The organism is Paenibacillus sp. FSL P2-0173 (genome assembly GCF_038008045.1).
In the GTDB taxonomy this organism is placed as follows: Bacteria; Bacillota; Bacilli; order Paenibacillales; family Paenibacillaceae; genus Paenibacillus; species Paenibacillus polymyxa_B.
In genome coordinates, this window is record NZ_JBBOYK010000003.1 from 595,818 (window position 1) to 622,175 (window position 26,358).

At 44.1% G+C, this 26,358-nt stretch carries 29 protein-coding genes; 12 read left to right on the plus strand and 17 right to left on the minus strand.

Features of this window, described 5'->3' with window-relative positions:
* Positions 1-219 precede the first annotated feature (219 nt).
* Positions 220-1,275 carry an AEC family transporter gene (locus MKX30_RS19055; RefSeq protein WP_025720201.1) on the plus strand — a complete coding sequence of 352 codons (1,056 nt, stop codon included), beginning with the start codon at positions 220-222 and terminating at the stop codon, positions 1,273-1,275.
* A 17-nt stretch (positions 1,276-1,292) separates the two neighbouring features.
* The gene (locus MKX30_RS19060) at positions 1,293-2,312 is read left to right on the plus strand and encodes a 2-hydroxyacid dehydrogenase (protein ID WP_028540889.1); all 1,020 of its coding nucleotides are present in this window, start codon (positions 1,293-1,295) and stop codon (positions 2,310-2,312) included.
* Positions 2,313-2,362: 50 nt separating this feature from the next.
* On the opposite strand, the gene MKX30_RS19065 is transcribed toward MKX30_RS19060, so the two are convergent.
* From MKX30_RS19065 to rlmN, 5 genes are all read right to left on the minus strand, one after another.
* Positions 2,363-3,100: a response regulator gene (locus tag MKX30_RS19065; RefSeq protein ID WP_023990998.1), complete on the minus strand. Its 738-nt coding sequence runs from the start codon at positions 3,098-3,100 to the stop codon at positions 2,363-2,365.
* A complete protein-coding gene (locus MKX30_RS19070; protein ID WP_068939340.1) occupies positions 3,097-4,683 on the minus strand; it encodes an ATP-binding protein in 1,587 nt (528 codons plus the stop codon). The genes MKX30_RS19065 and MKX30_RS19070 overlap by 4 nt, the downstream gene beginning before the upstream one ends.
* Before the next feature lie 381 nt (positions 4,684-5,064).
* Complete coding sequence (locus MKX30_RS19075) at positions 5,065-5,997, minus strand: dihydroorotate dehydrogenase (protein WP_023991001.1); 933 nt, start codon at positions 5,995-5,997, stop codon at positions 5,065-5,067.
* Positions 5,978-6,679: a dihydroorotate dehydrogenase electron transfer subunit gene (locus tag MKX30_RS19080; RefSeq protein ID WP_023991002.1), complete on the minus strand. Its 702-nt coding sequence runs from the start codon at positions 6,677-6,679 to the stop codon at positions 5,978-5,980. Before MKX30_RS19080 ends, MKX30_RS19075 begins: the two co-directional genes overlap by 20 nt.
* Before the next feature lie 139 nt (positions 6,680-6,818).
* Positions 6,819-7,916 carry a 23S rRNA (adenine(2503)-C(2))-methyltransferase RlmN gene (rlmN, locus tag MKX30_RS19085; protein WP_023991003.1) on the minus strand — a complete coding sequence of 366 codons (1,098 nt, stop codon included), beginning with the start codon at positions 7,914-7,916 and terminating at the stop codon, positions 6,819-6,821.
* A 316-nt stretch (positions 7,917-8,232) separates the two neighbouring features.
* On the opposite strand from rlmN, the gene MKX30_RS19090 reads away from it, so the two are divergent.
* The gene (locus MKX30_RS19090; protein WP_076264582.1) at positions 8,233-9,102 is read left to right on the plus strand and encodes an AraC family transcriptional regulator; all 870 of its coding nucleotides are present in this window, start codon (positions 8,233-8,235) and stop codon (positions 9,100-9,102) included.
* A 90-nt stretch (positions 9,103-9,192) separates the two neighbouring features.
* Here the strand turns inward: MKX30_RS19090 and MKX30_RS19095 are convergent, their stop codons facing one another.
* Positions 9,193-10,098, minus strand: coding sequence for a LysR family transcriptional regulator (locus MKX30_RS19095; protein ID WP_023991005.1), 906 nt, complete (start codon positions 10,096-10,098; stop codon positions 9,193-9,195).
* 157 nt (positions 10,099-10,255) lie between these two features.
* On the opposite strand from MKX30_RS19095, the gene MKX30_RS19100 reads away from it, so the two are divergent.
* Entirely contained in the window at positions 10,256-10,996 is a 741-nt protein-coding gene (locus tag MKX30_RS19100) for an SDR family NAD(P)-dependent oxidoreductase (RefSeq protein ID WP_075154959.1), read from the plus strand.
* Positions 10,997-11,085: 89 nt separating this feature from the next.
* Here the strand turns inward: MKX30_RS19100 and MKX30_RS19105 are convergent, their stop codons facing one another.
* Entirely contained in the window at positions 11,086-11,574 is a 489-nt protein-coding gene (locus MKX30_RS19105) for a hypothetical protein (protein ID WP_068939341.1), read from the minus strand.
* A 160-nt stretch (positions 11,575-11,734) separates the two neighbouring features.
* Positions 11,735-12,085 carry a winged helix-turn-helix transcriptional regulator gene (locus MKX30_RS19110; RefSeq protein WP_013312645.1) on the minus strand — a complete coding sequence of 117 codons (351 nt, stop codon included), beginning with the start codon at positions 12,083-12,085 and terminating at the stop codon, positions 11,735-11,737.
* 160 nt (positions 12,086-12,245) lie between these two features.
* On the opposite strand from MKX30_RS19110, the gene MKX30_RS19115 reads away from it, so the two are divergent.
* Together MKX30_RS19115 and MKX30_RS19120 are read left to right on the plus strand one after the other, a co-directional pair.
* Positions 12,246-12,797, plus strand: a complete 552-nt coding sequence (locus tag MKX30_RS19115) for an NAD(P)H-dependent oxidoreductase (protein ID WP_068939180.1) — start codon at positions 12,246-12,248, stop codon at positions 12,795-12,797.
* A gap of 32 nt (positions 12,798-12,829) precedes the next feature.
* Positions 12,830-13,540, plus strand: coding sequence for an SDR family oxidoreductase (locus tag MKX30_RS19120; protein WP_076156682.1), 711 nt, complete (start codon positions 12,830-12,832; stop codon positions 13,538-13,540).
* A gap of 113 nt (positions 13,541-13,653) precedes the next feature.
* Here the strand turns inward: MKX30_RS19120 and MKX30_RS19125 are convergent, their stop codons facing one another.
* Complete coding sequence (locus MKX30_RS19125) at positions 13,654-14,382, minus strand: YheC/YheD family protein (RefSeq protein ID WP_023991010.1); 729 nt, start codon at positions 14,380-14,382, stop codon at positions 13,654-13,656.
* Between the two features lie 281 nt (positions 14,383-14,663).
* On the opposite strand from MKX30_RS19125, the gene MKX30_RS19130 reads away from it, so the two are divergent.
* The 4 genes from MKX30_RS19130 (at position 14,664) to MKX30_RS19145 (ending at position 17,265) form a co-directional block, all read left to right on the plus strand.
* Positions 14,664-15,209: a glutathione peroxidase gene (locus tag MKX30_RS19130; RefSeq protein ID WP_023991011.1), complete on the plus strand. Its 546-nt coding sequence runs from the start codon at positions 14,664-14,666 to the stop codon at positions 15,207-15,209.
* Positions 15,210-15,341: 132 nt separating this feature from the next.
* Positions 15,342-15,920 (plus strand): TetR/AcrR family transcriptional regulator, encoded by a 579-nt coding sequence (locus MKX30_RS19135; RefSeq protein WP_028540896.1) that lies wholly within the window; start codon positions 15,342-15,344, stop codon positions 15,918-15,920.
* A gap of 31 nt (positions 15,921-15,951) precedes the next feature.
* Positions 15,952-16,692: an SDR family oxidoreductase gene (locus MKX30_RS19140; RefSeq protein ID WP_053326433.1), complete on the plus strand. Its 741-nt coding sequence runs from the start codon at positions 15,952-15,954 to the stop codon at positions 16,690-16,692.
* Between the two features lie 36 nt (positions 16,693-16,728).
* Complete coding sequence (locus MKX30_RS19145) at positions 16,729-17,265, plus strand: Crp/Fnr family transcriptional regulator (RefSeq protein ID WP_023991014.1); 537 nt, start codon at positions 16,729-16,731, stop codon at positions 17,263-17,265.
* Here the strand turns inward: MKX30_RS19145 and MKX30_RS19150 are convergent.
* The 8 genes from MKX30_RS19150 to MKX30_RS19185 all read right to left on the minus strand — a co-directional run bounded on the left by MKX30_RS19150 (position 17,198) and on the right by MKX30_RS19185 (position 24,052).
* Positions 17,198-17,719, minus strand: a complete 522-nt coding sequence (locus tag MKX30_RS19150) for a DinB family protein (RefSeq protein ID WP_023991015.1) — start codon at positions 17,717-17,719, stop codon at positions 17,198-17,200. The genes MKX30_RS19145 and MKX30_RS19150 overlap by 68 nt on opposite strands.
* 67 nt (positions 17,720-17,786) lie before the next feature.
* Positions 17,787-18,731: a helix-turn-helix transcriptional regulator gene (locus MKX30_RS19155; RefSeq protein WP_028540897.1), complete on the minus strand. Its 945-nt coding sequence runs from the start codon at positions 18,729-18,731 to the stop codon at positions 17,787-17,789.
* A 110-nt stretch (positions 18,732-18,841) separates the two neighbouring features.
* On the minus strand, positions 18,842-19,198 hold the full coding sequence (locus MKX30_RS19160) for a nucleotide excision repair endonuclease (RefSeq protein ID WP_023991017.1): 357 nt from the start codon (positions 19,196-19,198) through the stop codon (positions 18,842-18,844).
* A gap of 157 nt (positions 19,199-19,355) precedes the next feature.
* Positions 19,356-20,096: a YheC/YheD family protein gene (locus MKX30_RS19165; protein WP_053326436.1), complete on the minus strand. Its 741-nt coding sequence runs from the start codon at positions 20,094-20,096 to the stop codon at positions 19,356-19,358.
* 16 nt (positions 20,097-20,112) lie between these two features.
* Positions 20,113-21,225, minus strand: a complete 1,113-nt coding sequence (locus MKX30_RS19170) for a 2-aminoethylphosphonate aminotransferase (RefSeq protein ID WP_023991019.1) — start codon at positions 21,223-21,225, stop codon at positions 20,113-20,115.
* A complete protein-coding gene (gene aepY / locus MKX30_RS19175) occupies positions 21,222-22,382 on the minus strand; it encodes a phosphonopyruvate decarboxylase (RefSeq protein WP_028540900.1) in 1,161 nt (386 codons plus the stop codon). Before aepY ends, MKX30_RS19170 begins: the two co-directional genes overlap by 4 nt.
* Positions 22,382-23,281 carry a phosphoenolpyruvate mutase gene (aepX, locus tag MKX30_RS19180; RefSeq protein WP_341063264.1) on the minus strand — a complete coding sequence of 300 codons (900 nt, stop codon included), beginning with the start codon at positions 23,279-23,281 and terminating at the stop codon, positions 22,382-22,384. Before aepX ends, aepY begins: the two co-directional genes overlap by 1 nt.
* Before the next feature lie 42 nt (positions 23,282-23,323).
* Complete coding sequence (locus MKX30_RS19185; RefSeq protein ID WP_023991022.1) at positions 23,324-24,052, minus strand: YheC/YheD family protein; 729 nt, start codon at positions 24,050-24,052, stop codon at positions 23,324-23,326.
* A gap of 295 nt (positions 24,053-24,347) precedes the next feature.
* Between MKX30_RS19185 and MKX30_RS19190 the strand changes: the two genes are divergently transcribed.
* Both MKX30_RS19190 and MKX30_RS19195 read left to right on the plus strand, forming a co-directional pair.
* The gene (locus MKX30_RS19190) at positions 24,348-25,547 is read left to right on the plus strand and encodes a glycosyl hydrolase family 28-related protein (protein WP_341063265.1); all 1,200 of its coding nucleotides are present in this window, start codon (positions 24,348-24,350) and stop codon (positions 25,545-25,547) included.
* 118 nt (positions 25,548-25,665) lie between these two features.
* Positions 25,666-26,289: an acetate uptake transporter gene (locus MKX30_RS19195; RefSeq protein ID WP_053326442.1), complete on the plus strand. Its 624-nt coding sequence runs from the start codon at positions 25,666-25,668 to the stop codon at positions 26,287-26,289.
* Positions 26,290-26,358: the final 69 nt, after the last annotated feature.

A 26,358-nucleotide genomic window follows, 5' to 3' on the forward strand; every position in this document is an offset into this window, starting at 1 on the left:
TGAAGACGTGCCCTCTCGTTTCATTTACCATCTGATGTAACGTATAAATTTTTTAAATTAGTTTCATAAGTTAAATTAATTAGATATTGTTCTTTTTTTCACAAAGTCATTTTACTATAAAAGTGCAAACCAACACTTTGGCCAAAAGATCAGGGAATTGCATCGTCACATTCTGCATCGTCATTTATGTGAAAAAAGGTACAAGAGAGGGTTTTATCTATGTCTTTACTAGAAATGATTACAGCGACCTTAACAGATAACAAAATTCTCAGTTCTATCGCTTCCACCGTTTTTATTATCCTTCTTGGTTTCTTTTGCCGGAAGAAGGGGATTTTTAACGCAGCAGTAGGAAAGATGTTATCCAAGGTTGTTCTAACCGTGGCTCTACCAGCACTAGCCTTTAATTCTTTCATGCAGGATATTAATCCTACAATGTTAAAACAAGGCATGAATGTTTTAATATGGGGAGTTCTAATTTATATTATTCTCATCTTTATTTCTAAACCGTTCTTCCTGAGCTACAACAAGGATAAACAGGATGTTTTGCGGGTGTTAACCATTTTCGGTTCTACTACTTTTTTCGGAATTCCAATTGTCGGAGCCATTTACGGTCCTACCGGAGTGATGTACAGTTCCATTTTTAACATAGGGTACCGCATTTTCTTATACTCCTATGGCTATATCAAAATGAGCGGCTTGAAAATGGAGCTTAAAAATCTCAAAACCATGTTTTTGAATCCCATCGTTATCGCCACGTTTCTAGGCTTGTTTGTTTGGTTGTTTCAAGGTTATTTGCCACAGATGAGTGTAGCTACAGAGGATGGGGCCATTCAGCAGTTCGCCTTTCTAAGAATTGATCAAACCGCTGTCTGGCTGTTCAAGCCCATGACCTACCTAGCTGGACTAGCTTCTCCATTAGCCTGGTTATCGATTGGCTCGACATTGGGGGAGATCAGCTTCAAGTCGGCAGCTACTGATAAGACCTCTTGGTATTACAGCATAGTTAAGGTTTGGCTTGTTCCTATTGTTAACATCGTCTTGCTGGCTTTGTTGACTGTATCCCATATTCTGTCAGTCGATTCTGTCGCTTTAGCTACTATTGTCATCATGATGGCTACTCCTACAGCTACCGTAGCCGCAGCCTATGCCATCAGTTTTGATAAGGAAGCCATATTAACTTCTAATGCATCGCTTCTATCTACTATCACTTCTGTCGTCATGATTCCAGTGTGGATCATTACGCTCAATGTCATTGATAAAATTGGAATTTTCTAAATCAGGGGGAAAACAACATGTTAAAAATCATTTGCTATGGTGTCCGTTCTTATGAGAAACCCTATTTCCAGGATCTCAATAAATATAACTTCCAACTAACGCTAGTAGAAGAGTTGTTAACCACCAGCAATGCAGAATTGGCACAGCATCACGATGCCGTTTTGCTAAGAGGAAACTGTGCTGCCAATCGGGAAAATATCACAAAATTCAATGAATACGGCATTCAATATGTTTTCACCAGAACAGTCGGAATCAACCACATTGATTTGGATGCCTGCAGCGAATTCGGAATGAAGGTGGCACGCGTGCCATCCTACTCTCCGAATGCCATCGCCGAGCTCTCCCTAACTTTAGCAATGATGCTGTTCCGACACACCGCTTATATGACTACCAAAAGCTCGTTCAAAAATTTTATTGTGGATGAGCATACATTCAGCAAAGAGATCCATAACTGTAAAGTTGGGATTATCGGGGTTGGTCGCATTGGTCTGACGGAGGCCAAATTGTTTAAAGGATTGGGAGCCTCTGTTATTGGTTATGATGTGTACCAATCAGATGCGGCCAAGGAAGTCATTCCATTCACAACCTTGGATGAATTACTGGCAGAGAGTGATGTCGTTAGTGTGCACGTTCCTTATCTGCCGGGACAGAACGACAAAATGATTAACGCCAGCTTTTTGGCAAAAATGAAAAAGGGATCTATTCTTATCAATACATCACGTGGAGAATTACAAGATAACCAAGCCATTTTGGACGCTTTGCTCAGTAACCATCTGGAGGGCTTCGCTACGGATGTCTTCCCTAAAGAAGATGAATTATTCTTTAGAGCATTTGAACCATGGCAAATGCTCCCGGACCCAACGATCCAGAAGCTTGTGGAGCTGTATCCAAGAGTTTTGGTAACGCCTCATGCTGGCTCGAATACCGTTACGGCGTTATCCAACATGATTGAAACTAGCTACGACAACTTCCATGATATCGTTACAACTCATTCTTCGGATAACCTAGTCCCACTTCCTGTTCTCTCTATGAAATAATTAGGAAGCTCGGTACTCTTGTTGAACAAAAAAGAACCGCTATTTCCAGATTACATCGGAAATGGCGGTTCTTTTATATCAGGATTCAACTGATAGAGCATTAGCGGCCTGCCAACCTTGTGGTATTCTATCGATTCAACTAGAAAGCCATCGTCCACCAGGAACTGAATATATTTTTTTACCGTGATACGGGACAAGTCCACTTCTCTGGCTAATGTTTCAACCGAGAATGGTCCGTCCAGCTCTTGAATATTCTTCAGTATCGTGGTCATGGTCAGTTTGGACAAATTTTTAGATAGGTTTTTCGGTAGATTATGCGATGGATGTTCAACAGGTTTTTTCTTTTCCACACCCGCATGCTCTTCTTTATTAAAATAATGGTCAATAACAGCTTGATTAATTCCGTTCCCTTCCTCCATCACCGTGGCCAGACGCTGGATTTTCTCAACAGCCAGTCTAAAGCGTTCGAATGTAAAGGGCTTAATTAAATAGTCTGCAACACCATAAAAAACAGCTTCCTTCACCGTCTGAATATCTTTTGCAGCCGTAATTAAAATAACTGAAGCATGATACTGATGCTCCTGCATATGTGATAATAAAGTTAATCCGCTTTTTCCAGGTAAATAAACGTCCAGTAATACCAGATCCGGTGACCATTTTTGAAGGCAGTCCTGTGCTTTCTTGACGGTATCTGCCTTACATACAACATCCAAATTGTCCATGCGCTCGATAAACTGTTGATTGAGCTCAGCAACCATCGGATCATCCTCAACAATTAGAACTTTCATTCATTTGTCACCTCCAATGTACAGGGCAACTCTACATATATACTTGTTCCGAGACCCGGTTGGCTATCAAGCTCAATGATTCCTTGATGATTTTCCACCATGGTTTTAACCAGATTCAAGCCGTAGCCTCTGTCTTCTCCTTTGGTTGAAAAGCCATGCTCGAATATCCTTTTTTGCATCTCAAAATCAATCCCCAACCCATTATCTTTCACTTTCAAAATGAATACATTTCCCTCATACTCATAATTCAATTTCAGCTCAATTTTGCCGGGTTCTTTTTTTTGTAAGATGGAATCTATGGCGTTGTCAAAAAAATTACCCAGGATGTGTATGACATCATGAACGATATCCTGCATCTCCACATTAGAGACATCCGAGCTTTCTGCAAGAAGAACCGAAATATTCTGTTCGCGTGCTTCATTGATTTTACCCATAATAAAACCTGCTAATGCCGGAACTTTAATTCTCTCAGTCAAAAAGCCTACCTCATCTTGATACCGGTGATTTAGCTGCTGAATATATTGACTGACCTCCGCATATTTCCTCATTTCAATCAGGCCGGATATTACGTGCATTTTGTTCATAAATTCATGGGTCTGTCCGCGAAGGGAGTTAATATAATATTTTGTACCACTTAACTGGTTGCTGAGATGGATCATCTCGGATTGGTCGCGCAGCGTTGCAACTGCCCCAAAAAACTCATTTTCAATATATATAGGGGTTACTGTCGCAATGACTTCTATACCATTCACATAAAATGAGCGATCCTTGATTTTCTTTTTATCATCAAACACTCTCTTGAAGAGCACGTTATAAAAGTTGGTATCTAGCTGCTCGCCAATCGGGGCTTTCATCTCTTGGTTTGCCAGTTGATACTTGGCCTGAGCTTCTTTGTTCATGAGCATAATTTTCTTGTCAGCCGAAATGGCTATAATTCCTTCAGCGACCTCATTTTCAATAATTTCTTTTTCACGCAATCGTGTCGCTATCTCTTGCGGCTCAAGCCCAAATAAAATCGTTTTGATTTTCTGAGCCAGAATGATCGCGCCCAGAACTCCACTAAAGAGCCCCAGCATCAGCCCCCCAAAAATGGTATACTGCGCCTGCATCAAATCATGATTTAGGGTTCTCATGGTCAGCCCTACACATACAATGCCAATGACCTCATGCTGTTGATTAAATATCGGCGTAAAATATCGGTAACCTTTGCCCAAAATACCTATATTCTCAGAAAAATGTCCCTGACCGGATAGCGCTCTTCTGGCATCATTCAAATCAGAGAACGGTTTGCCAACCATCGTTGCATCCGGATGAGATAGCCGAATTAAATCGTGATTCAAAATGACAACGAAATCCACATTAACGTTGTGCATGACTCCAAGCGAGTAGTCTTGGATCTGCTTCACAGGAACTCCCTGCTCAACATTACGAATAACATCGTTGTCACTGGCAACCATCTTGGCAATACCCGAAAGTTTTTCCTTCGTATTATCAAAATGCTTGTTAATCACGAAATTACGAATGAGAAGCAAGGATATAATTAAAGAAATAATGATAACTAAAACAACCAAAATAATAATCATGAATTGTAGCGAAACCTTGAATTGTCGTCTCGGTTTCGACTTACTTTTTAATCGCAACCCCATCACCTAGCTTTTTTGTTAAGCTCTCCATTAGGAATAAGAGCCTATCTCTCTGACCCTATATTCCCTTGATATTCGACATCGTTTGACAATTTCCTTCTTATTCTGCAAGCTCTGCGCGCTTCAGAAACAAGGTGCGAACGACCAGGCGTCCGAGGAAGCCATTCATCGGCTGGAAAATCAAATTTCGTTCATCTTGAACAAGTGCGATATTAACCACTAGTTGATGCTTGGCTATTTCAGTAAAATAAATAAAACCGACTTGTCTTTTAAAGACAAGCCGGTTCTATATGAATTAGTGTATGCAAAAAGGTTCCAAATTCACAAAATTCCCCGTATCTCATCCAATGACTGCACCTTTTCCCGCTGCATCCATTGTTCAAGGCCATGTACCAGCTCAGCCCCTGCATGTAAATGAACAAAATTGTACGTTCCCACCTGAATGGCAGCGGCCCCTGCCATGGTGAATTCAATAATATCCTCCACCGAGCTAATCCCGCCCATCCCGATCACCGGAATCGACACCGCCTGTGCCACCTGGTGAACCATGCGCAAGGCAATCGGTTTAATTGCCGGGCCGGAAAGACCAGCATACGTGTTGGCGAAGACACTGCGACGCCGGCGTATATCTATTTTCATTGCAGAAAATGTATTGATCAGCGAAACTCCGTCTGCGCCTTCTTCCTCGCACATAACCGCCATCTGTGTGATGTTCTCTGCGTTTGGAGACAATTTGACGACCAACGGAAGCGCCGTCACATTGCGCACCTGGCGCACAACCTCCCGCGCTACCTCCGTCTGGATACCAAATTGCATTCCACCCTGCTTCACATTGGGACATGAAATGTTCAATTCCAGCATATCAACGCCTCTGCGGTTCATTGTGCGACGCTTTTGCGCGTTTTCCGTAATCATCGCTACGGCCTGAACGTATTCCTCCAGATTGGAGCCGCCCACATTGGCAATAACAGCCGTGTTCCAGCGTGTCATGTCATCCAGCTCATCCTTCAAAAAGGCGGCAACACCCGGATTCTCCAGCCCCACACTATTGAGCATGCCCGATGCTGTCTCATGTATTCGTGATCCCGTATTACCAGCCTTCGGATGCAGGGTCAGTCCCTTGCCGACGATACCACCCAATAATTCAGGAGAATAAAATTCCGCATACTCACGTCCGAATCCAAACGTACCGGAAGCCATGATGATCGGGTTCTTGAATGGTACACCCGCAATATTACACACCATGGAGATCATCAAACTCCACCTCCTCCACCGGGAATACAGGCCCTTCTTTACATACCCTTCGATTGCCTCCACGGGTACGCATCGTACAGCCCAAACATGCGCCAATACCACAGGCCATGTGTCTTTCAGTTGAAATATATAAACGGGATGACGTATCCACCGTTTTCATGGCGAGTGCTTGCAACATCGGAGTTGGCCCGCAGGAGAACATATTTGCATAAAGCGTCGGATCGACCTGTTCGACGATGCTTCCCCCTACCTTGACCTGCACAGATGCCGCCACAGCTTCGAACGCTTCAACCCCAAAGGCTTGCTGTGCAAACCCCAAATAAACGTGCGCATGCGGGTAATACTTTGCAGCCAACAGCAACGGAGCTGTACCCATGCCACCGCCGATCAAAGCCAAACTACCCTCTACCTGCGGAAATCCGTTTCCGAAAGGTCCTTCTAAATGAATCTCCTGACCAGGCTGTAATTGGGAAAACAAATTTGTCCCCTCTCCAACAACCCGGTACAAAAAGGAAATACTCTCTTCCCCGATATCATAAATGCTGATGGGTCTGGGCAGCAGTGGGTAACCTGTCCCGCTGCGCAGCATGTAAAACTGCCCCATGTTCCCTTTAAACTTTCCCTCTATTTTCATCACATAAATGCCCGGAACGAGCGCCACATTCGAAATTACGTTAGCCATATAACCCCTCCACTAACCACTCACTATAACGTAAAAGCAGCAACTATTACGTGACTATTTTCACATTTTCGGGTAACGTTTCGCCCTGCGGCTCGTGATATAAAAAAGCGTACTCCTGTTAGAGAGTACGCTTGTGTATTTAACTAATGGCTTCGCGCTCCGCATTGCGGCTACCCTTGGCATCCTTGCGGATTTGCTTGCTGCGTAGCTGCCCGCAGGCCGCGTCAATATCGACTCCATGCTCCAGCCGAACACTACAGCTAATGCCTTGTTTTTTCAGAACATCATAGAAGCCAGTAATCGACTCCGACTCACTCCGCTGGTATTGGCTATGCTCATCCACCGGATTGTACGGAATCAGGTTTACATTGGCCAGATTACGGCGATGGCCCACCAGCTCAGCCAGTTCGAGCGCGTGCTCCTTACCGTCATTAACATCCTTCAGCAAGATGTACTCCAGCGTAATCCGACGATTTGTTTTGTCCAAATAATAATCAATCGCCTGCATGAGTTTCTCAATCGGAATCGCCCGGTTGATCTTCATAATGCGAGTACGAATCTCATTATTCGGAGCGTGGAGGGAGATCGCCAAATTGACATGCAGGTCGGAATCTGCAAATTCAATGATTTTATCAGCCAGTCCACTTGTGGAAACGGTAATATGCCGTGGCCCAATCGCTAGCCCTTTGTGATCCTTAATGACCCGAATGAAATCGGACAGGTTCACGAAGTTATCAAACGGTTCGCCAATTCCCATCACAACAACGTGACTGACCTGGTCGCCCGGTCGTTCCTGATCCAGATACAGCTGGACCTTCATAATTTGCTCTACAATTTCACCGCTGGACAGGTCACGGCTCTTCTTCAACAATCCGCTCGCACAGAAGCTGCACCCAATGTTACATCCTACCTGCGTAGTCACACATACAGATAAACCAAACTTATGCCGCATCAATACTGTCTCAATCAAATTACCATCCTGAAGCCGGAACAAGAACTTGACCGTCCCGTCTGCTGACTGTTGCTTCACGTGTTCTTCAAGTGTTTCAATGGAAAAATGCTCGGCCAACAGGCGAGTACAATCCTCATGAACCTCTGCCATCGCTGCAAAATCAGTAACCCGCTTCCGGTACAATGCGTCCCATACCTGCAATGCCCGGGATTTCTTATGTCCATGCTCGATGAGCCATGCTGTCAATTGATCTAGCGTTAATCCATAAATGGATTCTTTTTTCATGTTCGATCCTCTTTTCAAAACATTCAAATTCGTCTTCCTCTATATGAAACTAAGCACGCACCATTCGTCTCAACCATCATTGCATCATAGCATGTTTAAGCAATCTGCGCTATTTAAACGCCTCTTCCATTGTCCCAAATTTTAATTATGAACACAAGGGGGCAGGCACATGGTTTCTCCAAAATTTTAGCGTGAAATTATATCTTGAAACAAAGTACAAGCCACATTAAACTAGGCGACAGAACCTGTTCGATAAGAGCACGCAAAGACAGGATTACAGATACTCCTAATGATATGATTACAACTAAGGAAGGTGATGCGGTTGGAATGGTTGCTTCGGATCAAGAACGCACTGGATCTGATGGAAGAGAGAATGCAGCAGTCACTCGATATCGATGAAATTGCAAAGGCAGCCTACTCGTCTCCTTTCCATTTTCAGCGTATGTTTCATATGCTAACCGGCGTTACGGTTGCAGAATATGTGCGCAAACGTCGATTGACCTTGGCTGCTCAGGAATTGAGTCTTTCTTCCGCCAAGGTGCTGGATGTAGCGTTCAAATACGGATATGATTCCCCCGAATCTTTTTCTAAAGCGTTCCGAAGGGTACACGGTATTTCGCCCTCTGAGGCCAGAAGCCCTGGGGTAAACCTGAAAGCCTTTCCACGTATCACCTTCCATTTATCGTTGAAGGGAGATCAGGAAATGGATTACAAAATTATAGAGAAGGCGGCCTTTACGGTCATTGGCAAGTCCATTCAAGTCACCACTAAGAACGGCGATAATCTTCGAGAAATCCCAAAATTCTGGAACGAACTGAATGCGGATGGTACATCGGATCAGATTCATGCCTTGGGAACAGGCGACGACATCCTCGGTATTTGTTTGGATTTCAAACATGGAGAAGAGAAATTCACGTACCTGATTGCCGCAGAAGGCAGCGAAGACGTAGCGACCGCGAATGGGCTGGAATCCAGAACCATTCCGGCTTCAACCTGGGCAGTATTTACATCCATCGGCCCTATGCCTCACTCGATCCAAAAGGTATGGCAAAGAATTTTTCAGGAATGGTTCCCTGCCAGTAATTATGAGCATTCAGGCGGCCCGGAACTGGAAGTGTATACTATGGGCGATTCACATGCTGAAGACTACCGAAGTGAAGTTTGGATTCCGATTAAGAAAAAGTAAACAACGAACCGACTGCCTATTGCAGTCGGTTTTATACCGTACTGTATTTACATCAGAAGGTGACAGAAAACACAATTCCCTGCATACTCGCTACTCTAGCTTAATGCTCCCAGGCAACTCCCCAAGCTCCTGCTTCAACACAGAGTATAGGCTTGAACCTGCCGGCTTTAGCGGATAGTCTGTTGCTTTGCAAAGAAGGCCGAAGGTCATATCGATCAGGCTGCCGCTTAATTCCCTCACCGCTGTTCCTGCTGGGACAGAACTGACCAGAATTTGTGGCACAAGTGCAATACCTAAATCGCTCTCCACATAAAATTTCAGAGCCGTCATGCTGCCAATTTCCATCGTGTTTAATATGGTTATTCCATATTCCTTCATGACCATTTCAAGTTTGCGACGATATGGACAGGTGGCCGACGTAATAAGCAACCGCTGCCCCTGTAAATCCTCCGGCCCAATCTTTTCTTTTTGCGCAAGCGGGTGATTTTCAGGCATCAATACTACAAATCTCTCCCTAAATAAAGGTTCAAAATATAGCTCTGTGCCCAAATCCGGTGCGGAGCACAGCGCTAAATCAATATCCCCCTTGAGAACACGCTCGCTTAGAGTAGGGGTATTCCCAAACTCAACAGAAACCCGAATGTTCGGATAATGGGTTAAGAATCGTTTTAAAATTTCTGGTAGTCGGTAACTGGCAGTCGGTTCGGTCACTCCTATACGAAGGTCGCCTGCGGTTCCTCTTTGCAGATTGTCCATATTTTCCTGCAATTGCTCCATATCCTTTACAATATGTAGACTTTGCTCGTAAAACATCCTGCCCGCTTCAGTTAACTTTATTTTCTTGCCCCGTTCGATCAGTTGAATTCCCATATCGGACTCCAGCTTCTGTATTTGCATCGTCACAGTAGATTGTGCATAATTCAACTCTTCCGCTGCACGAATAAAACTCCCGTAATTCACAATCATTTGAAATGTTTTGAGTGTTTTAATGTCCATTCTCAAACTCCTATATGCACAATTAATTCAATTTTATTGAATTGTAAATTCAGTTAATTCAATTATACAGAACACAATACATCTTCTACAATGATACATATCAGATCATATTATTTTTCAGACGCAAAATGAACTGGATGGGAAGGAGCGAATATATATGGATTTACATCAAAAAGTAGCACTGGTTACAGGTGGAGGTACAGGAATTGGGAGAGCCGTATGTATGGCCTTGGCAGATCGAAAAGCTACGGTAGTCGTAAACTATTCCCGCTCTAAAAACGATGCTGAGGAAACTGTACGTATGATCCTTGAAAAAGGCGGACGTGCTATCGCATTACAGGCAGATGTTTCCCGAGATCAGGAAGTTCGAATTATGGTTGACCAGATTGTCCATCAATTCGGTACGATTGATATACTTGTGAATAACGCTAGCATTACACATCACATTCCTATGGATGATCTGGAGGCAGCCACGGAAGAGGTATGGGATGATCTATTTGATGTAAATGTAAAAGGCATGTTTTACTGCGCCAGAGCCGTAGCTCCTTTTATGAAGCGTAGTAAACAAGGAGCTATCGTCAATCTGGGAAGTATAGCAGGACAAACAGGGCTAGGTTCCTCTCTTCCCTATGCGGTATCCAAAGCGGCCGTCCACGGGCTGACCAAATCTTTAGCACGAGCACTGGCACCGGATATTCGAGTCAATTGCATCGTGCCGGGAGCCGTAGCGACAAGATGGTGGGCAGGCAGGGAAGAACAAATGAAGCAACTGTTTCCTCATTTGCTCCTACAGCACATTTCCACGCCCGAGGATATTGCTAGCATGATCTGCTCTGCTTTGGAACAGGAAGCCATGACAGGCCAGACTATTACGGTGGACAGCGGACAAACGCTGTAAAAATACTGGGATTTCTGCGTAAAAACAAGCCGCCTTCTCAGACAGAAGGCGGCTTTTGAGCTATCGTATACCGTCGTTGACTACGTTTTTTAGCTTAGAGATACCGCAATTCGTGTACCTTTCACGAATTTAACAAATAAGTACCGAACAAGCGGCCCTACAATTAAGAGCTGCAGAGGGAAAGCAAAAATAAAATTCTTGCAAACTAAAGACAAGTAATTTTTAAATAATGAGTCTCCCGAAAGACCATTAAAAAAGTAAGCTGTCCCCAATCCATAAAGTGACATACAGAGAACCATTCCAATGACCATACAGCATGAGAGGGATAGAATCACAAATACCTTTTTAGTTTTGTCGTATGGTAATGAGAAGGCTATTTTCTTTGCTAGTGGACCGACAATAAATAATTCCAATACGAAAGCAATGATAAAACATAAAATAAATTGCAGAAACATTACTTTTAGAGATATTGTGCCAATCAAGTCATTTGTATATAGATTATAAAATGTCATGAATACGACCATCCCCAAGCACATCATTAAACCAAAATAAAAATCTTCTTTCTTCGTTGTTGGCAATTCCATCATCCCTTCCGTGTACCTTGGTAATTATATAAATAGTCAAAACCTCCACATAAGTGAACTTTCTGTGAACTTTATAGTAAGCGCTTCCTTTTTTGTATATAAGAAATAGGCATCGTTCAGCTCAACGATACCTTGGAATACTGCGTCATGTCCCTCAATGATCTGCTTTTAAATCTAAGCCAAATCTCTTCAGCTCAATAAAAACACCTTCCAGTCGCTTCCCTTTTTCCGTTAACGAATATTCAACACGCGGGGGAACCTCGGCATATACCTTTCTTTCTAACAGACCGTTATCTTCAAGTTCCTTCAGGCGTAGGGAAAGCGTTTTGGGGCTAATCCCCTTCATGGATTTTTGAAGTTGGCTGAATCTCAGTGTTCCTTCGATAAGAAGGTCGCGGATGATTAAAAAAGTCCATTTCGTTCCGATCAAATCAAGTGTTTGGGCAATAGGACACGGCTTACCTGGTATTCCTTTGGTCAATTCAATAGGTTCTTGGGCGTGCATAGGAACTCCTCCAAAAATATCTGTTAAACCCAATGGTATCACAATAGTTCCATTTAGGAAACTATATGAATTAAATATCACTACTTCCCTAAATAAACTTACTACATATACAATATCGGTGTAGCAAGTCATGTTTTCTCTAATACGAGGAGGTGAAGAGATGAAAAATATACTAATCATTAACGGTCATCAAAAATATGATTCGTCTGAAGGGAAATTGAACCGAACATTGATGGACAATATGGTGCGTCTCTTAAGTGAAGAGAACAAAATCAAAACAACGTCTGTTCAAAATGGCTATACCCTCAGCGAAGAACAAGAAAAATTTTTATGGGCGGATGTAGTCATTTACCAAACCCCTATCTATTGGTTCAGCGTTCCTGGATTATTAAAGACTTATATGGATGAAGTCTATGCTTACGGTGTATTCTTCACGGGTGCTCATGAATATGGTAGCGGAGGTTTATTAACCGACAAGAAATATATGTTCTCCACGACTTGGAACGCTCCAGAAAAAGCTTTTAATGATCCAACTCAATTTTTTAATGGCGCTAGTCTAGAAGCCGCACTCAGGCATTTGCATTCTGCACATGCATTTCTCGGTATGGAGCCTTTGAAAAGCTTTGCATGCTACGATGTTATTAAAAATCCAAATATACCTAAATTTATTGCTGATCTCGATATACATCTACAAGCCGTATTACATGATTAACAAATCCAGATGAACACTAGGAGGGAATCCATTTGCAAAACCAAAAGATTGTCATTATTGGTGGAAGCTCAGGTATTGGTTTAGAAACAGCTAAGCAAGTCATTTCGCTTGGAGCGGAAGTGGTAATCGCCAGCCGCTCGGAGGATAAATTGCACAAGGCCAAAGAAATGCTGGGCTCTCGTGCTGCAATATATGTGCTAGACACGTCAGATGAGCAGCAGGTAAAATCTTTCTTTGAAAAAGTCGGCCCCTATGACCATCTTATCGTTAGCGCGGCAGAAACCTCAGGTGGGTCATTCCTTCAGTTGGAGACGGATCAAGCCCGCAAGCTATTCGAAAACAAATTTTGGGGCCAGTATTATGCAGCTAAATACGGAGCTTCTCAACTTTCAACCGAGGGTTCCATTACCTTATTTTCAGGAGTGGTGGCATACAAGCCGATGATTGGCTCCTCTGCGCTCGGTGCTGTGAATGCAGCGGTTTCGAATCTTGGTCAAACCTTGGCGTTAGAGCTTGCTCCCATCCGCGTGAATGTCGTCTCACCCGGCATTATTGATACACCTTCACGCAGCAAAATGCCTGAAAATACGCGCAATCAATTCTATGATACGATCGCGCATAAGCTTCCTGTGAAGCGAGTTGGACTTGCCGAGGATGTTGCACGAGGTGTAATTTATTTGATTCAAAATCAGTTTGTGACCGGAACAGTCCTTCATGTGGATGGCGGACACATTTTAACATAAAAGCTTCGTCTTAAATCCGTCAGTCATTTAACAAAAAAACGAAGAACGCTCCCGCATCTTTGCTTGGGCGTTCTCCTCTTTTCTTATCAATGAATGATTTCACAAACTTTATCCTAGTGATGAATACGACGTTTGTTTCTCAAAATGTTGCGAATCATCTTGTGATTGGGGAGCTGCCTGAACAACATATGTCCGGGATGCGGATTGGCCTCGATAATCCAGATTTGACCGCTCTTTTCAATAGCAAGATCGATGCCCAGCTCGCGAACCGGATGATTTGTATCTATCGTGTCGGCAATGATTCTAGAAAGCTCGGTGATCTGGTCCAGAATCTCTTTCATTTTTGTTCTGTCATTTTTAAAGACCCTTAAAAGCACTTTGGACAACGGCGCCGCATGTCCTCCCTTCCGATAGTTGGTAACGACTTTTCGAGGTGCAGCGACACGGCCGGTTATTCCTGAAATGACCCATTCCGATTCCGGCTTCTGCATATACACTCTGGCATCAAAAATGGAACCTTTGTACTTGGCTAACTTAAGTCCTTGCTGTACCAAATAACGGCGATGAGGTCTCCGATAGGTTCTAACTGCTCTTCTTACGGCGTGGGATCTAACGACTCTGCGACTGGAGCCACAACGAATCTCATATTTCCTCCCCAGCTTTTTCGCACGTATGATGCCAGTTCCTCCACTCCCATAATTAGGCTTGATGAAGACTGTGCGATAGGTATCCAGCATCCGTAAAGTCCTTGCATTACTGATCCAGCGGGTTTCGGGCAAGTGAGAACGTAAAATGGGATGTTGTCGCATTTCCTTGTATTGAATCATCTTTCCAATGGGCACGAATATCCCTCGATTCTGTTGGGTTTTTGCACACATTACATGAATATGCATCTATATTCTATCTTGGTAACGGCGAATGCCACAGTTTGCTATGAAAGAGGCAAATCTCCTACTTTCTTTAAGGCGAGTCTTCTTTGATTTCAAGAGAGAAATGAACAAAGTGTTCTTTGCATGACGAAGTTATTGCAAATACCTATAAAGTTGATTCCAATAATATATTAGACCAATAATAATTCTGGATATATGATGTATTAAAAAATAACGTGAGGAGGAACGTTAATATGTCTATTTATGATTTTCAGGCAACCTCAATTAACGGGAAACCGATTGAATTCTCAGACTACAGAGGAAAGGTTCTCCTCATTGTAAACACAGCCAGCAAGTGTAGCTTCTCCAGTCAATTCGCTGATCTGCAGAGGCTCTACGAAAGACGGAGGGAACAAGGTTTTGAAATCCTTGCGTTTCCTTGTAACCAATTCAATGAAAAAGAGCCGGGTAGCCATTCGGAGGTTCAGGGAATCTGTCAAATGAACCATGGAGTAACCTTCCCGCTATTTGAGAAGACGGATGTAAGAGGCTCATCTCCTCATCCTTTATTTCAATATCTGACCCAACAGGCACCGTTTCAAGGCTTCGATACCCAGACCAAAGACGGTCAATGGATGGAGGATTTCCTGCGGGATAAGTATCCAGAAATATACGCTGGCGACGGTATCAAGTGGAACTTTTCTAAATTCTTGGTCGATCGCGATGGCCATGTAAAAGGAAGGTTTGAAGTAACAACCGAGCCCTGTGCCATTGATCCTGTCATCGAATCGCTATTGTAATTTTTCCGTTCACTTCTTTGGATTCTTTAAAAAAAGAGTATCAAATGACAAAAATGAATATTTGTCATTTGATACTCTTTGTGTTATCCTGACTTCAAGGAGGTGACTCACACGGCACTTGACCGTGTCCCTATGGAAAAATCCTCAGATGTGCTAACCAAGGAACAGATTCTCATCGCTACAGAAGACACCCTTAGACGTTTTGGTGTAGCCAAAACTTCCGTGACCGATGTTGCCAAAGTACTGGGAGTAAGTCATGGCACCATTTACCGACACTTTAAAAGTAAGGCCGAGCTTCTTGAAGGCGTGACCGAAAAATGGCTGAATGAAAAGATTATTGGCCCGTTAACGGAGGTCTGTCAGAATTCATTTATACTGGGAACGCCACATTTAAAACGATATATACAGACCTTGGTCGAACTTAAGCAGCATTATGCCCGCGATGACGAGGAAATGTTTGAGATGTATACGAGGGTCACCGAGCAAGCCGCTGATTTAATCGACCTGCATATCACACACATTGTGGATCAGCTCGCTGATATCATTGCACGCGGGGACATCACATCGGATCAGCCAGCCCAACTGGCGCGTACCCTTTTCTATGCCACAGCCCGTTTTCATCATCCCGCTCATGCTTACGAATGGAAGAGTCCCGTGATTAATCAGGAGTTTTCGGATGTGTGGATGCTTTTAGAAAAAGGAATCACTTAAAATAGATAAAGGAAAGAAGGACAAAACACATATGAAGCATTTGGACGGAAAAACAGCAATTATCACCGGGTCCTCCAGAGGGATTGGACGTGCCATTGCCGAGCAACTGGCTGATCTAGGCGCTAATGTAGTCATCAATTATGCCAGCAGTCCGGACAAAGCCCAAGAAGTCGTGAAGAGCATTCTTCAAAAAGGCGGCAAAGCCATAGCACTTCACGCTGATCTGGGCAAAATGAGTGATATTGAAGCATTATTTACAAATACGATTGCTGAATTCGGTAAAGTGGATATTCTGGTTAACAACGCTGGGCTGATGATTACCCAACCTCTGGCTGAGGTAAACGAAGCAGATTTTGACAAACAATTCGCACTCAATGTAAAGGGCACTTTCTTTGCATGTCAGCAAGCCATGAAATATATGGAGAACTACGGAAGAATCGTGAACCTGTCTACATCCGTGATCGGACAAATGTTCCCAGCCTATAGCGTATATGCAGGTACCAAGGGCGCAGTGGAGCAATTTACCCGTCAGCTAGCCAAAGAGTTCGGAAGCAAGCAAATTACGATCAACGCTGTGGCTCCCGGTCCTGTGAACACCGAGCTTTTCCAAGCAGGAAAAACCGAGCAGCAAATCGAAGGCATGAAAAAAATGAATGCTATGGGTCGGCTCGGCGAACCGGAAGATATCGCTGATGTGATTGAGTTCCTGGTCAGCGCCAAATCACAGTGGGTTACCGGGCAAACGATCCGCGTCAATGGCGGGTTCATCTAAAAGCTGGAATACATGGAATGGAGGCTGTTTACGTTCATGATATTAAACAAAGGCGAGACCTTATTTCGACAAGGAGAATCCGGCCCTTTATATCACTTAAAGAGCGGCTTGTTAAAAATTGTCCGAGTCCATGAAGACGGCTCGCAAATTTTAGTTAATGTGATTGTGCCCGATGAAATCATCCCGCACCACTCCCTGATCAGCCCCAATCCTTATTATGGTACAGCGGTGGCGTTGGTAACCTCTGAGGTCGAGGTTCTGTCGCAAAAAGAATGGTATCAGGCGCTGGAGCAAGATCCGGCTCAATGTCGGGCTATCGCTTTGCAGCTACAGGACAAGTTACGCATGATGCAGCAACGAATTGACCAGCTCACCGAGGTGTCACCTGCCGAGAAGCTTCGGAAGCTCCAACGCTGGTTCCACTCCTACATCGCACCCGCCACGTTAACGGACGTGCTGACGCAGGAGGAAATCGGCCAGTTTATTGGGCTGCGTCGGGAGACGATTAATCGGCTATTGCGTGCTTCAAGCGCTCCTTCTGCAAAAGATGATGACGATAATGCATCTCAATGAGCTCAAACCACTCTCCAGCATTCAACGCACCAAAACTGGGATGAGAGACGGTGAACAGCGTTGTTGATTTCCCAACGGTCGGCTCAATCTCTCTCATCTTGCGGATCACGACGTTTAATCCCTCCACAATTTCTTCTTTGCTAGTGGGTTGTTGGGGAGTGTACTGAGGGGATGGTGGAACTTGGATACGCATTGGCGGAAAGCTCCCCAGATTAAAAATGGCCGTGCCTGCCTCCGTTTTAACTCCTGTCTCCCCATTAGGCTGTAGACAAAGATCAATGTTCTTAAGATGCATATACAGTGCAGAGTTCACCAAATGAAGATACATTTGTCCAAGCGACCATTGACCCTCCTGAGGTGTGTATTGCAGTTCCTCCAAGCTAAAGCTGTCCAATTCAAGAAGATAGTGTTGTGCCGTTTCTTCGAAACGCTGCAATGTTTCAGTTGTATTCATATATTAATAATTGCTCCTCTCTATCAAAGTAGCTTTACTATACAAAAATGCTACTGACAGCATTATGTCAGTAGCATTTCAACATTTTTTCCACTTCCACACGTATCCGCTCCCTGAGCGACTCAGGCTCCAGCACAACCATATCCGCGCCCCATCCAAGTATCCATTGCAGTAGTTCCTCTGGCTGTCTGACGCGGAAGAGTACATGCAGTCCATCTGCACGCTCCTCTATGGCCTCCATATAAAAGTTGTTCGCTTCCTTCACCTTATCTGCGATATCTGAACGTGCTAATATGCGAACAGTTACATGACGGTCATCGGTTTGCTTGTAATCCTGCAAATGAAAATCGACAGGCAACTGAAACCTGTCCTCCAGCACGATAAGCTTGTCCATACGTGACAGACGGAAATGGCGAAGCTGCTGTCGCAATTCGCATTGCCCAATTAACATCCAAGAACCACGGAGCAGTACAAGACCATAAGGAGCGACCACACGCACACTTTGACGATTCCCGTCAGCCTCTGGCATTCTCTTGGAGTAGCCAAACTGTACTTTCCGTTTTTCCAATACTGCGAGACGCAACGTTTCCAAACAGGTTTTCTCGCTATGGTTTACCCCTTCACCCACCGCGAGCAGTCTGATGGTCGTACGCACCCGGGAAACTTCCCTGCGAACGCTCTCCGGTAATATGGCTTCAATCTTCCTGCGGGAGGTTTGCGCCTTGATACCGTAATCTGTATCAAATTTTTGTTCGACAAAATCCGTTCCGATTAGCAACGCCACAGCCTCTTCTGCGGTAAAGCTCAGGGGGGGCAGGAAGTACCCCTCCATCAAGGAATATCCAATGCCCGGTGCTCCTACAATCGGTACACCCGATTCACTTAGAGCCTGAATATCCCGATAGATGGTCCTCACACTCGTTTCGAATATGGCTGCCAAATCCTCGGCTCGTAAAATATCCTTACGCTGCAACTCTAGCAAGATCGCTAGCAAACGATCTGTTTTGTTCATACCACGGCCCCTCTCTGGAAGGATCTAAAATGCAGAAATACAAAAAAGCAATAAGGGCAGTACAGTCACTGCGACTTATTGCTCTTTTTTTTCATACGGAAGTTACTTCATTATTTAAAAAACACTTTTTCGACGTTATATTTAGCCTTTTGTGAATTGATGATGTAGGTTTCATAGATTTCTCGCTCTACAGCATCTTCCACAATACAAACCTCAATAATCGCTACTTCGTTCCGCTTGTCCTTGATCGGCGATACGGTATCTTCAAAATGCTTTTTGATTCTTTGTCTCAGCTTTCTTGCTTTACCAACGAACAGCAATTCCTCCTGTGTGTTGTAGAACATAAAGATACCAGCCTTATCTCTAGGGATCAGGTGAAAGTCGGTAAATCCGTAAATATGGCTGAGCTCAGGGTTAACCTGTTTGGTAATTGTGATATCCGGAGTTGGAATTGTTATATTAATCACTATGTCACTTCCTCATTCTATATAGGTGTAAATATTATCACAAATCCCGTGGTAACACCATTTAATAATCCTTTGTCCCATGACTAAAACTCCCGACTTAGAAACTGTATGAGAAAAAGATGACTCTGATGAATACAGAGCCACCTTTTCATTTATGTTATCCATTTTTGTAATCCGTAATGCGGTAATACATCGTTTTATCCTTCAACTTACGGAAATGGGACCTTGCCGGATAAAGATTAGCCTCAATAATCCCGATACGTCCTTTCCGGTCTATTCCAATGTCCAGTCCATACATACGATGTCCCGGAAAAAAATTACTTAATCTCTTCGCGGAACGGATGGAAACACGATTAATACGGGACTCTAGGGCACTGGCAGACAGGTGCCGAACAGAAGATTGTTTTATGCCGGATTTAAAACTGAGTAAAGTTCCCTTACTCCGTGTATTGTTGGAAACAATATAACCTTTGCCTGCAACTTTGATAACCTTCCCTGTGACTACCCATACAGGTGAGCCGGTTCTCCGTTGAATGATGACTCTCATATCAAAAGGGCGTTTGTTGATGGTCGGACGGGTAATTCTGCGTTGAACCATATAACTGGCGTTCCCGATTTTTCTTCTAATATAATGATACGTATTGGTTCTACCCCTTACTAAAACTCTTTTATTCTCGTAATGTACGATGTACTTATGGTTTCCTAACCAGGAGACCTGGAAGATCCCCCGTCCACGACTCCCCCACACCGGTTTCACAATAACATGCACGTACTTGGAGAGAAGTTTCGAGAAATTATGCCTATCCAGGAGCCTCGTCTCGGGGACATAAGACCTCAGAGACGCATACCTTCTCAATAACAAATATTTGTACCACTTATCTTTTGCTCCTGATGCCATGGGAACTCCACCTTTCTCATCCGCATTTTATGCTACTGAGATAGCCTTCAAGCAATTCCAAAAATAACTCCATTTCCTTATACGTAATATCACCTATATTGGCAATCCGGAACGTATTTAGCTTCTCTAGCTTGCCGGGATAAATCATCATGCCTTTGCTATAAAAATAATCATGCATAGATTGAAAATCATAACCTGCACAATGAGGTTCAAGAATGGAAGTAATGATCTTGGAATGATGCTCTTCGGGAATGATATAGGTTAGGCCTAACCGGGCTAACCCGTTAATTAAGGTTTTCCAGGATGTCGCGTACCTTTCGTACCTTTTATCCACCCCTTCTTGCTTTAATTCCTCAATCGCTTGTCTAAGCGCATATAAGGTTTGGACTGGGGGAGTAAACCGCATCTGCCCATGTTCCACAAAATAGTTATATTGAGCATACAAATTCAAATAATAGCTTCTTGGTTTCTGGCCTTTCAAATTCTCCAATTTGCTTTTTTCGGCGATCACAAACGAAACCCCGGCCATTCCCTGTAAGTTTTTGTTGGAGCTTGCCGCCAGGTAGGCAATGTTCATTTCCTTCAATTGAATTGGAACGGCCGCAAATGAGCTCATGGCATCCACGATCATGTCGATTTGATAGCTTTTGCACAATTCTCCGATATCCTTCACCTTGTTAAGCAGGCCAGTTGTCGTCTCATGATGTACGACGGCCAGATGGGAGACAGTGCGTTCGGAAGATTGGATACACCTTTCTAATTCGGCCAAATCAATCGCATCATCGGGAGAACTTTTGAACTCAAAATAATCCACTCCATAAACCTTCGCTATCTCGCACATCCGTTTTCCATAGGCCCCATTGCTGACAATGATTACTGCATCGTGATTCGGGACCGAACTGATGATGGATTCCACCGCTGCAGTACCTGATCCGCCAAACAATACGGTCGCATAATCATCCGGGTCAGCAACCAACCGGGTCAGTTCTGTAGAAATGTACTCCATGATTTGCCCAAACTCGGCTTCACGAGGACAAATATCCGGAACCACCTGTGAACATTTCACACTTTCTGTAGTCGTTGCCGGCCCAGGTGTTAGCAAAATGTTTTTCTTGACGACAGAACTCATGAACCGCCCACTTCCTTGCCCTTCAAAGGATCGTTATGAATAAAACGCTGCAGACGTTCTTTTACTTCGTGAGGCTTCATATGCGGACGAGCAAGCTGATCCTTAGAATCTTTGGATATTTTCAGACACAAAAACGTAAGTTCTCTATTCATTTTCCATTCTTGTAAAAAGACTTTTAGTTCCTCGAGACTGTGAACAAGAATCGACTTTGTATACCCACAGGAAGCAGCAATATCTATAAAATCAATATTATGCGATACCGTACTTTGCCCGCCTGTTGATTCATGGGCATTATTATCTAGCATGATATGAATCATATTGGCCGTATGGTAGTACCCGTTGGTTGCCAGGCTCCCCATACGCATCAACAGAGATCCGTCTCCGTCAATCACGACAATATTTTTGCTTGGTTGGCTCAGAGCTAACCCCAGTCCAAAAGAACCGATGCACCCCATAGAACCTACCATGTACAGGTTGTTATCTGCATCTTCAATTTCATATAGTTCGCGCCCAGTTTTACCAGTTGTTGCGAGCTGGACGGTATGGCTGTCTTTCATGGAGTTAATCGCACATAATGCATCATAGCGCGTAGGCATTTGATGATTCGCACGACCATGCTGCCGGATCTGATTTAAATGGATGGAGGTTTGCTGTTTTTTCAATGGCTCTTTGTCGAACGTGCCTTTTTTAACGACAAAAAAGAACGGGCGATTCCGAGCAATTTGCTCATTAGCCTGGATCAATTGATTTTTTACCTCCTCTAAATCCTTGGAGAGATACTGCCATTCCACATCCATCAAATCCAGCATTTGCGTTGTAATCTGGCCCATCAGTTCATGCTGAGGCTCGTCAGGTATCCCCGGTTCTCCGCGCAGACTGACAAATCCAAGCAGAGGAATACGAAAAGGGTAAGTAAGGGAGGTCAATGGCGAAACAGCGTTGGTCAGCCCCGAATTTTGCATAAGGACTACCGATTTCTTCCCCCCTATATAAGCTCCGGATGCAATGGCGACCGCATCCCCTTCGTTAGCCGCTGCAACATAATCGCATTCGTTTATGGCATAATTGATCAAGCTTTTCAAGAAGGAGCATGGAACACCGCTGAAAAAGGTAAATCCTAATTTTTTCAGCTCTTCTCCTAACAATTTCGTGTCCATTATACGCGCTCACCCGAATCCGGTTCTGACGATGGAAGATATTCCTTTTCCGCAGCTTGCAGCTCTTCGACCCCTTGAAGCCGGAATACTTCTTCGAGGGTTGCGACTTCCTTTTCGACATGAACAAGGCTTTCATCCCGATAAATTCGGCCAGATAATTGTTTCATGGCTTGAATGGATGCTCTCAAATTATGGTTTGCCCAAATCACAAGGCTAATCCCCATCTCCTGAAACCTGATGGTTGGAGTCGTATAGTATTTGGTAGGCACGATCACTACTGGCAATCTTCCAGCCCATTCTTTCATGAACGCTTCAATCTCTGCGGCATCCGATCTTTTGCTGTGTATAAATACGGCATCGGCTCCTGCCTTTCGATATGCCTCCGCCCGCTGCAGCGCCACTTTAAGCCCACTCCCGGTAATAAATGCCTCTACTCTGGCCACCACCGTAAAATCCGTGTCCGTCTGCGTATCTTTCATCGCTTTAATTTTCCCGGAAAACTCTTCGATATCAGCCAAAGTCTGCTCTTGACCGTTAATGAAAGAATTCGTTTTGGGGAACCGCTTATCTTCGATACATACCCCCGCAATATGGCGCTGCTCCAGTTTCTTCACCAAGCGCCTTGCATTGTTGAAGTTGCCGTACCCCGTATCTCCGTCCAACAAAATCGGGATGGAGGTAGCGTCACTCATGAATTCCAAAACATCCAAAACCTGCGTCCAGGAGGCCTCATTGTTGTCCCTTACTCCCATCGCTGCAGAGATGGATAACCCGCTGGCCCAAATTCCTTTAAATCCTGCCTCCTCCACAATTTTGGCTGACAGACCATTATGAGCCTCCATGATAAACTCTGGTTTTTGTGAATTGACCAAGTCTCTAAGTTGCTTTGTTTTTTTCATTGAAACTTTCTCCTTCTCCCCTAAAAATAACGTGCATGGAATCTACTTTCGAATAAGACTCTTGTTTCTCATGATGGTGTTGATCATAGTAGGATCGGGAAATTGAGTAAATAGCATATGTCCTGGGTGTGAATTGGCCTCGATAATCCAAATATGACCTTTTTTATCTATGGCAATATCAACCCCCAATTCGCGAACCGGATGCCGTTCATTGATCTTTTTGGCAATAATGACGGATAGTTTGGAGATTCTACGAAAATAGGCATCTGCTTTCGCGCGGTTGTGCTTAAAAAGGCTGAATAGCACTCGATGCAAGGATACTGCATGCCCTCCTTTAAGATAATTGGTAACATACTTATGAGGTGCCGCGACACGGGCAGCCACCCCGGAAATAACCCATTTCCCCCTTGGCTTCTGTAAATATATCCTGGTGTCAAAAATCGACCCGTGGTACTTAGCCAACCGAAGTCCTTTCTGTACCAAATACCGATGTCTGGATTTCCGGTATGACTTAATTGCTTTTAAGACAAAACGAGATCCAACAAACTTTCGACTTGAACCGCTACGAACCTCATATCCTTTTTTCAATCTCTTGACCCGGATGATCCCGCTGCCACCACTCCCGTGATTGGGTTTTATGAAGACCGATGAATAAGTATTCAGCATCCGCGAGGTCCTTGAATCCGTATACCAGTGGGTTTCAGGTAAATGCGAACGCAAAACGGGATGTTGCAACATTTCTTTATGCTTTTTCATTTTTCCAATAGGCACTAGTCATCCCTCTTATCTTTTTGGGTTTTTGCGCATACAGTATGCATATGCATCCAGATCCCCTTCTGCGTGGGCCGCTACCTCTGCTAGAAACCAAGATTTATGTCACAAAAAGGCATGTCCCAGCTGTTATAAATACGCCCCCCTTGGAGACACCCTTTCGGACAGACTCGGGGTTCGGACCACAGAAAATAGGCTGTCACACACTGCACTTGAAATAAAACCCATTTTGACCGAAAATATAAAGGGTAATTATGTAATTAATTCAACTATTTTGTTAGGAGGAATATGTATCATGTCAAATATCTTTAATCGGAAGGTCAGGTTTAGCTTCTTACTCGTAGCCATTATTGCGTTCGTTATTCAAAATTCTACAGGAGACATTCATGTAGCCCGAGCTGCGGACAATGTAATTAATGCCAAGGATTTTGGCGTTAAAGCCAACTCGAATTCCTCACAGTCAAAGGAAATTCAGAATGCATTAAAGTATTTCTACGACCGAGGAATGGAGGGAACCGTCTATTTTCCAAAAGGAACATACTTGGTTGACGAATCTATTCGTTTATATGCCGGGGTTAGCCTGAACGGTGACGGAATGGGAAAAACGATTTTCAAAAAGACAGGGTCTAAAAGCCAATACGTCGTTGGCGATCCGATTCTACGAAACAATTCTGACCGACTAGACATGAAGTTATCTAATCTCACCATTGATGCAGACCGTGCCAACCGTGAAGCCCGTGGCGAAAGTCAGGTGGGCGGTATTATTATGGAAGTCGCCGTCTCTCACTTCACGCTGGATCGTGTGGAGATTTGCGATACAACGATCGGAGCCCTTCTTCGCAGAACGAGAGATTCAGAGATTACCAACAGCCGCTTTGACCGAAATAATGGACATGCTATTGCCACCGGACACGAGAGCTTTCCGGCAGGCGAGTTCCGCAACGTCAAAATTACGAATAACCAGATTACCAATTCGGGCGGCGGCAGTGGAATAAATTTATCACGCGCAACCTACACGACAGTCACTGGGAACCAAATTATTAACAAGACCCATCAATCTGATGGATACGCAGGCATTCGCATCCCTAATAATGGCGCCAACAATACTGTAAACAATAATGTGATTGAAAATTACCCGCGCGGGATCTTTGTCCTGACTGGAGCAACAGGTAACAATGTATACGGAAATACTGTAAAAAATGCATCCCTGCAAGGTCTTTTGGTCCAATCGGATGGCAATACGTTTACCGACAACGAATTTATTCAAACCAATTCCTCACTTACTCCAGAGGCAGTCATTCGCCTTGCTGACGCAAACAACAACAAAGTTATTGGTAACGAGATGACCACATACTCCGGGTTCTCCAATATAGGAATACGGGTCACCGATTCCAACTCCAATGAAATTAAGGACAACATCACAGATACTAGAGGTAAATCAGTCAGTATTGAAGGCGGGCGTAATAACGTCAATACAGGCAACCGCAATCGGTAGAAATTTTATGAATTACCTACTATGCGAGTACGTCGGTTTCCGTTACAATATGTCAGTGTGATTCTGGCATCGGCAGATTGACGCGTACTTGAACATTATTGGAGGCTTCTATTTTTTCATGCAAAACGAATCTCATTCTAACGTAAAAATCATAACGGCCGATCCGAGTGCGATCGGCCTGTTTGGCTTGGCTATCGTAACGCTTGTGGCTTCATCCCAAAAGCTTGGTCTCACCGAAGGCTTAAGCTTCATCATCCCTTGGGCTATATTTCTCGGTGCTTTTGCGCAGCTGTTTGCCTCCATTCAGGATGCAAAACATAACAATACCTTCGGCATGACGGCATTTGGTGCTTACGCCTTCTTCTGGTTAGCCGTAGCTAGTAGCTGGATGATTAAAATGGGCGTATTCGGCCCTGAGCTGGCGTCTGCTGTAGACGGCAAGCAGCTCGGCTTTGCCTTTGCGGGCTATCTCATCTTTACGCTCTTTATGACCATTGGAGCGATGGAGACGCATAAGGTTCTATTCTTTATTTTTGTGTTGATTGATTTTCTGTTCCTCGGTCTTAGCTTCGATGCATTCGGCGTTGCACCAGAGATATTCCATACCATCGCCGCTTATGCTGAAATGGGCATTGGTCTACTCTCACTGTACGGTACAGGAGCTGCCGTTCTGAATGCTCATTTTGGCCGTACATTCCTGCCCGTTGGACGTCCTTTCGGCATTTTCAAGCCACGTCCTTAACTGTATATGTAAACCCACAAAGCCGCCTTTCGCGCCGATCCGCGTAAAGGACGGCTTTTGTTTTGGGAT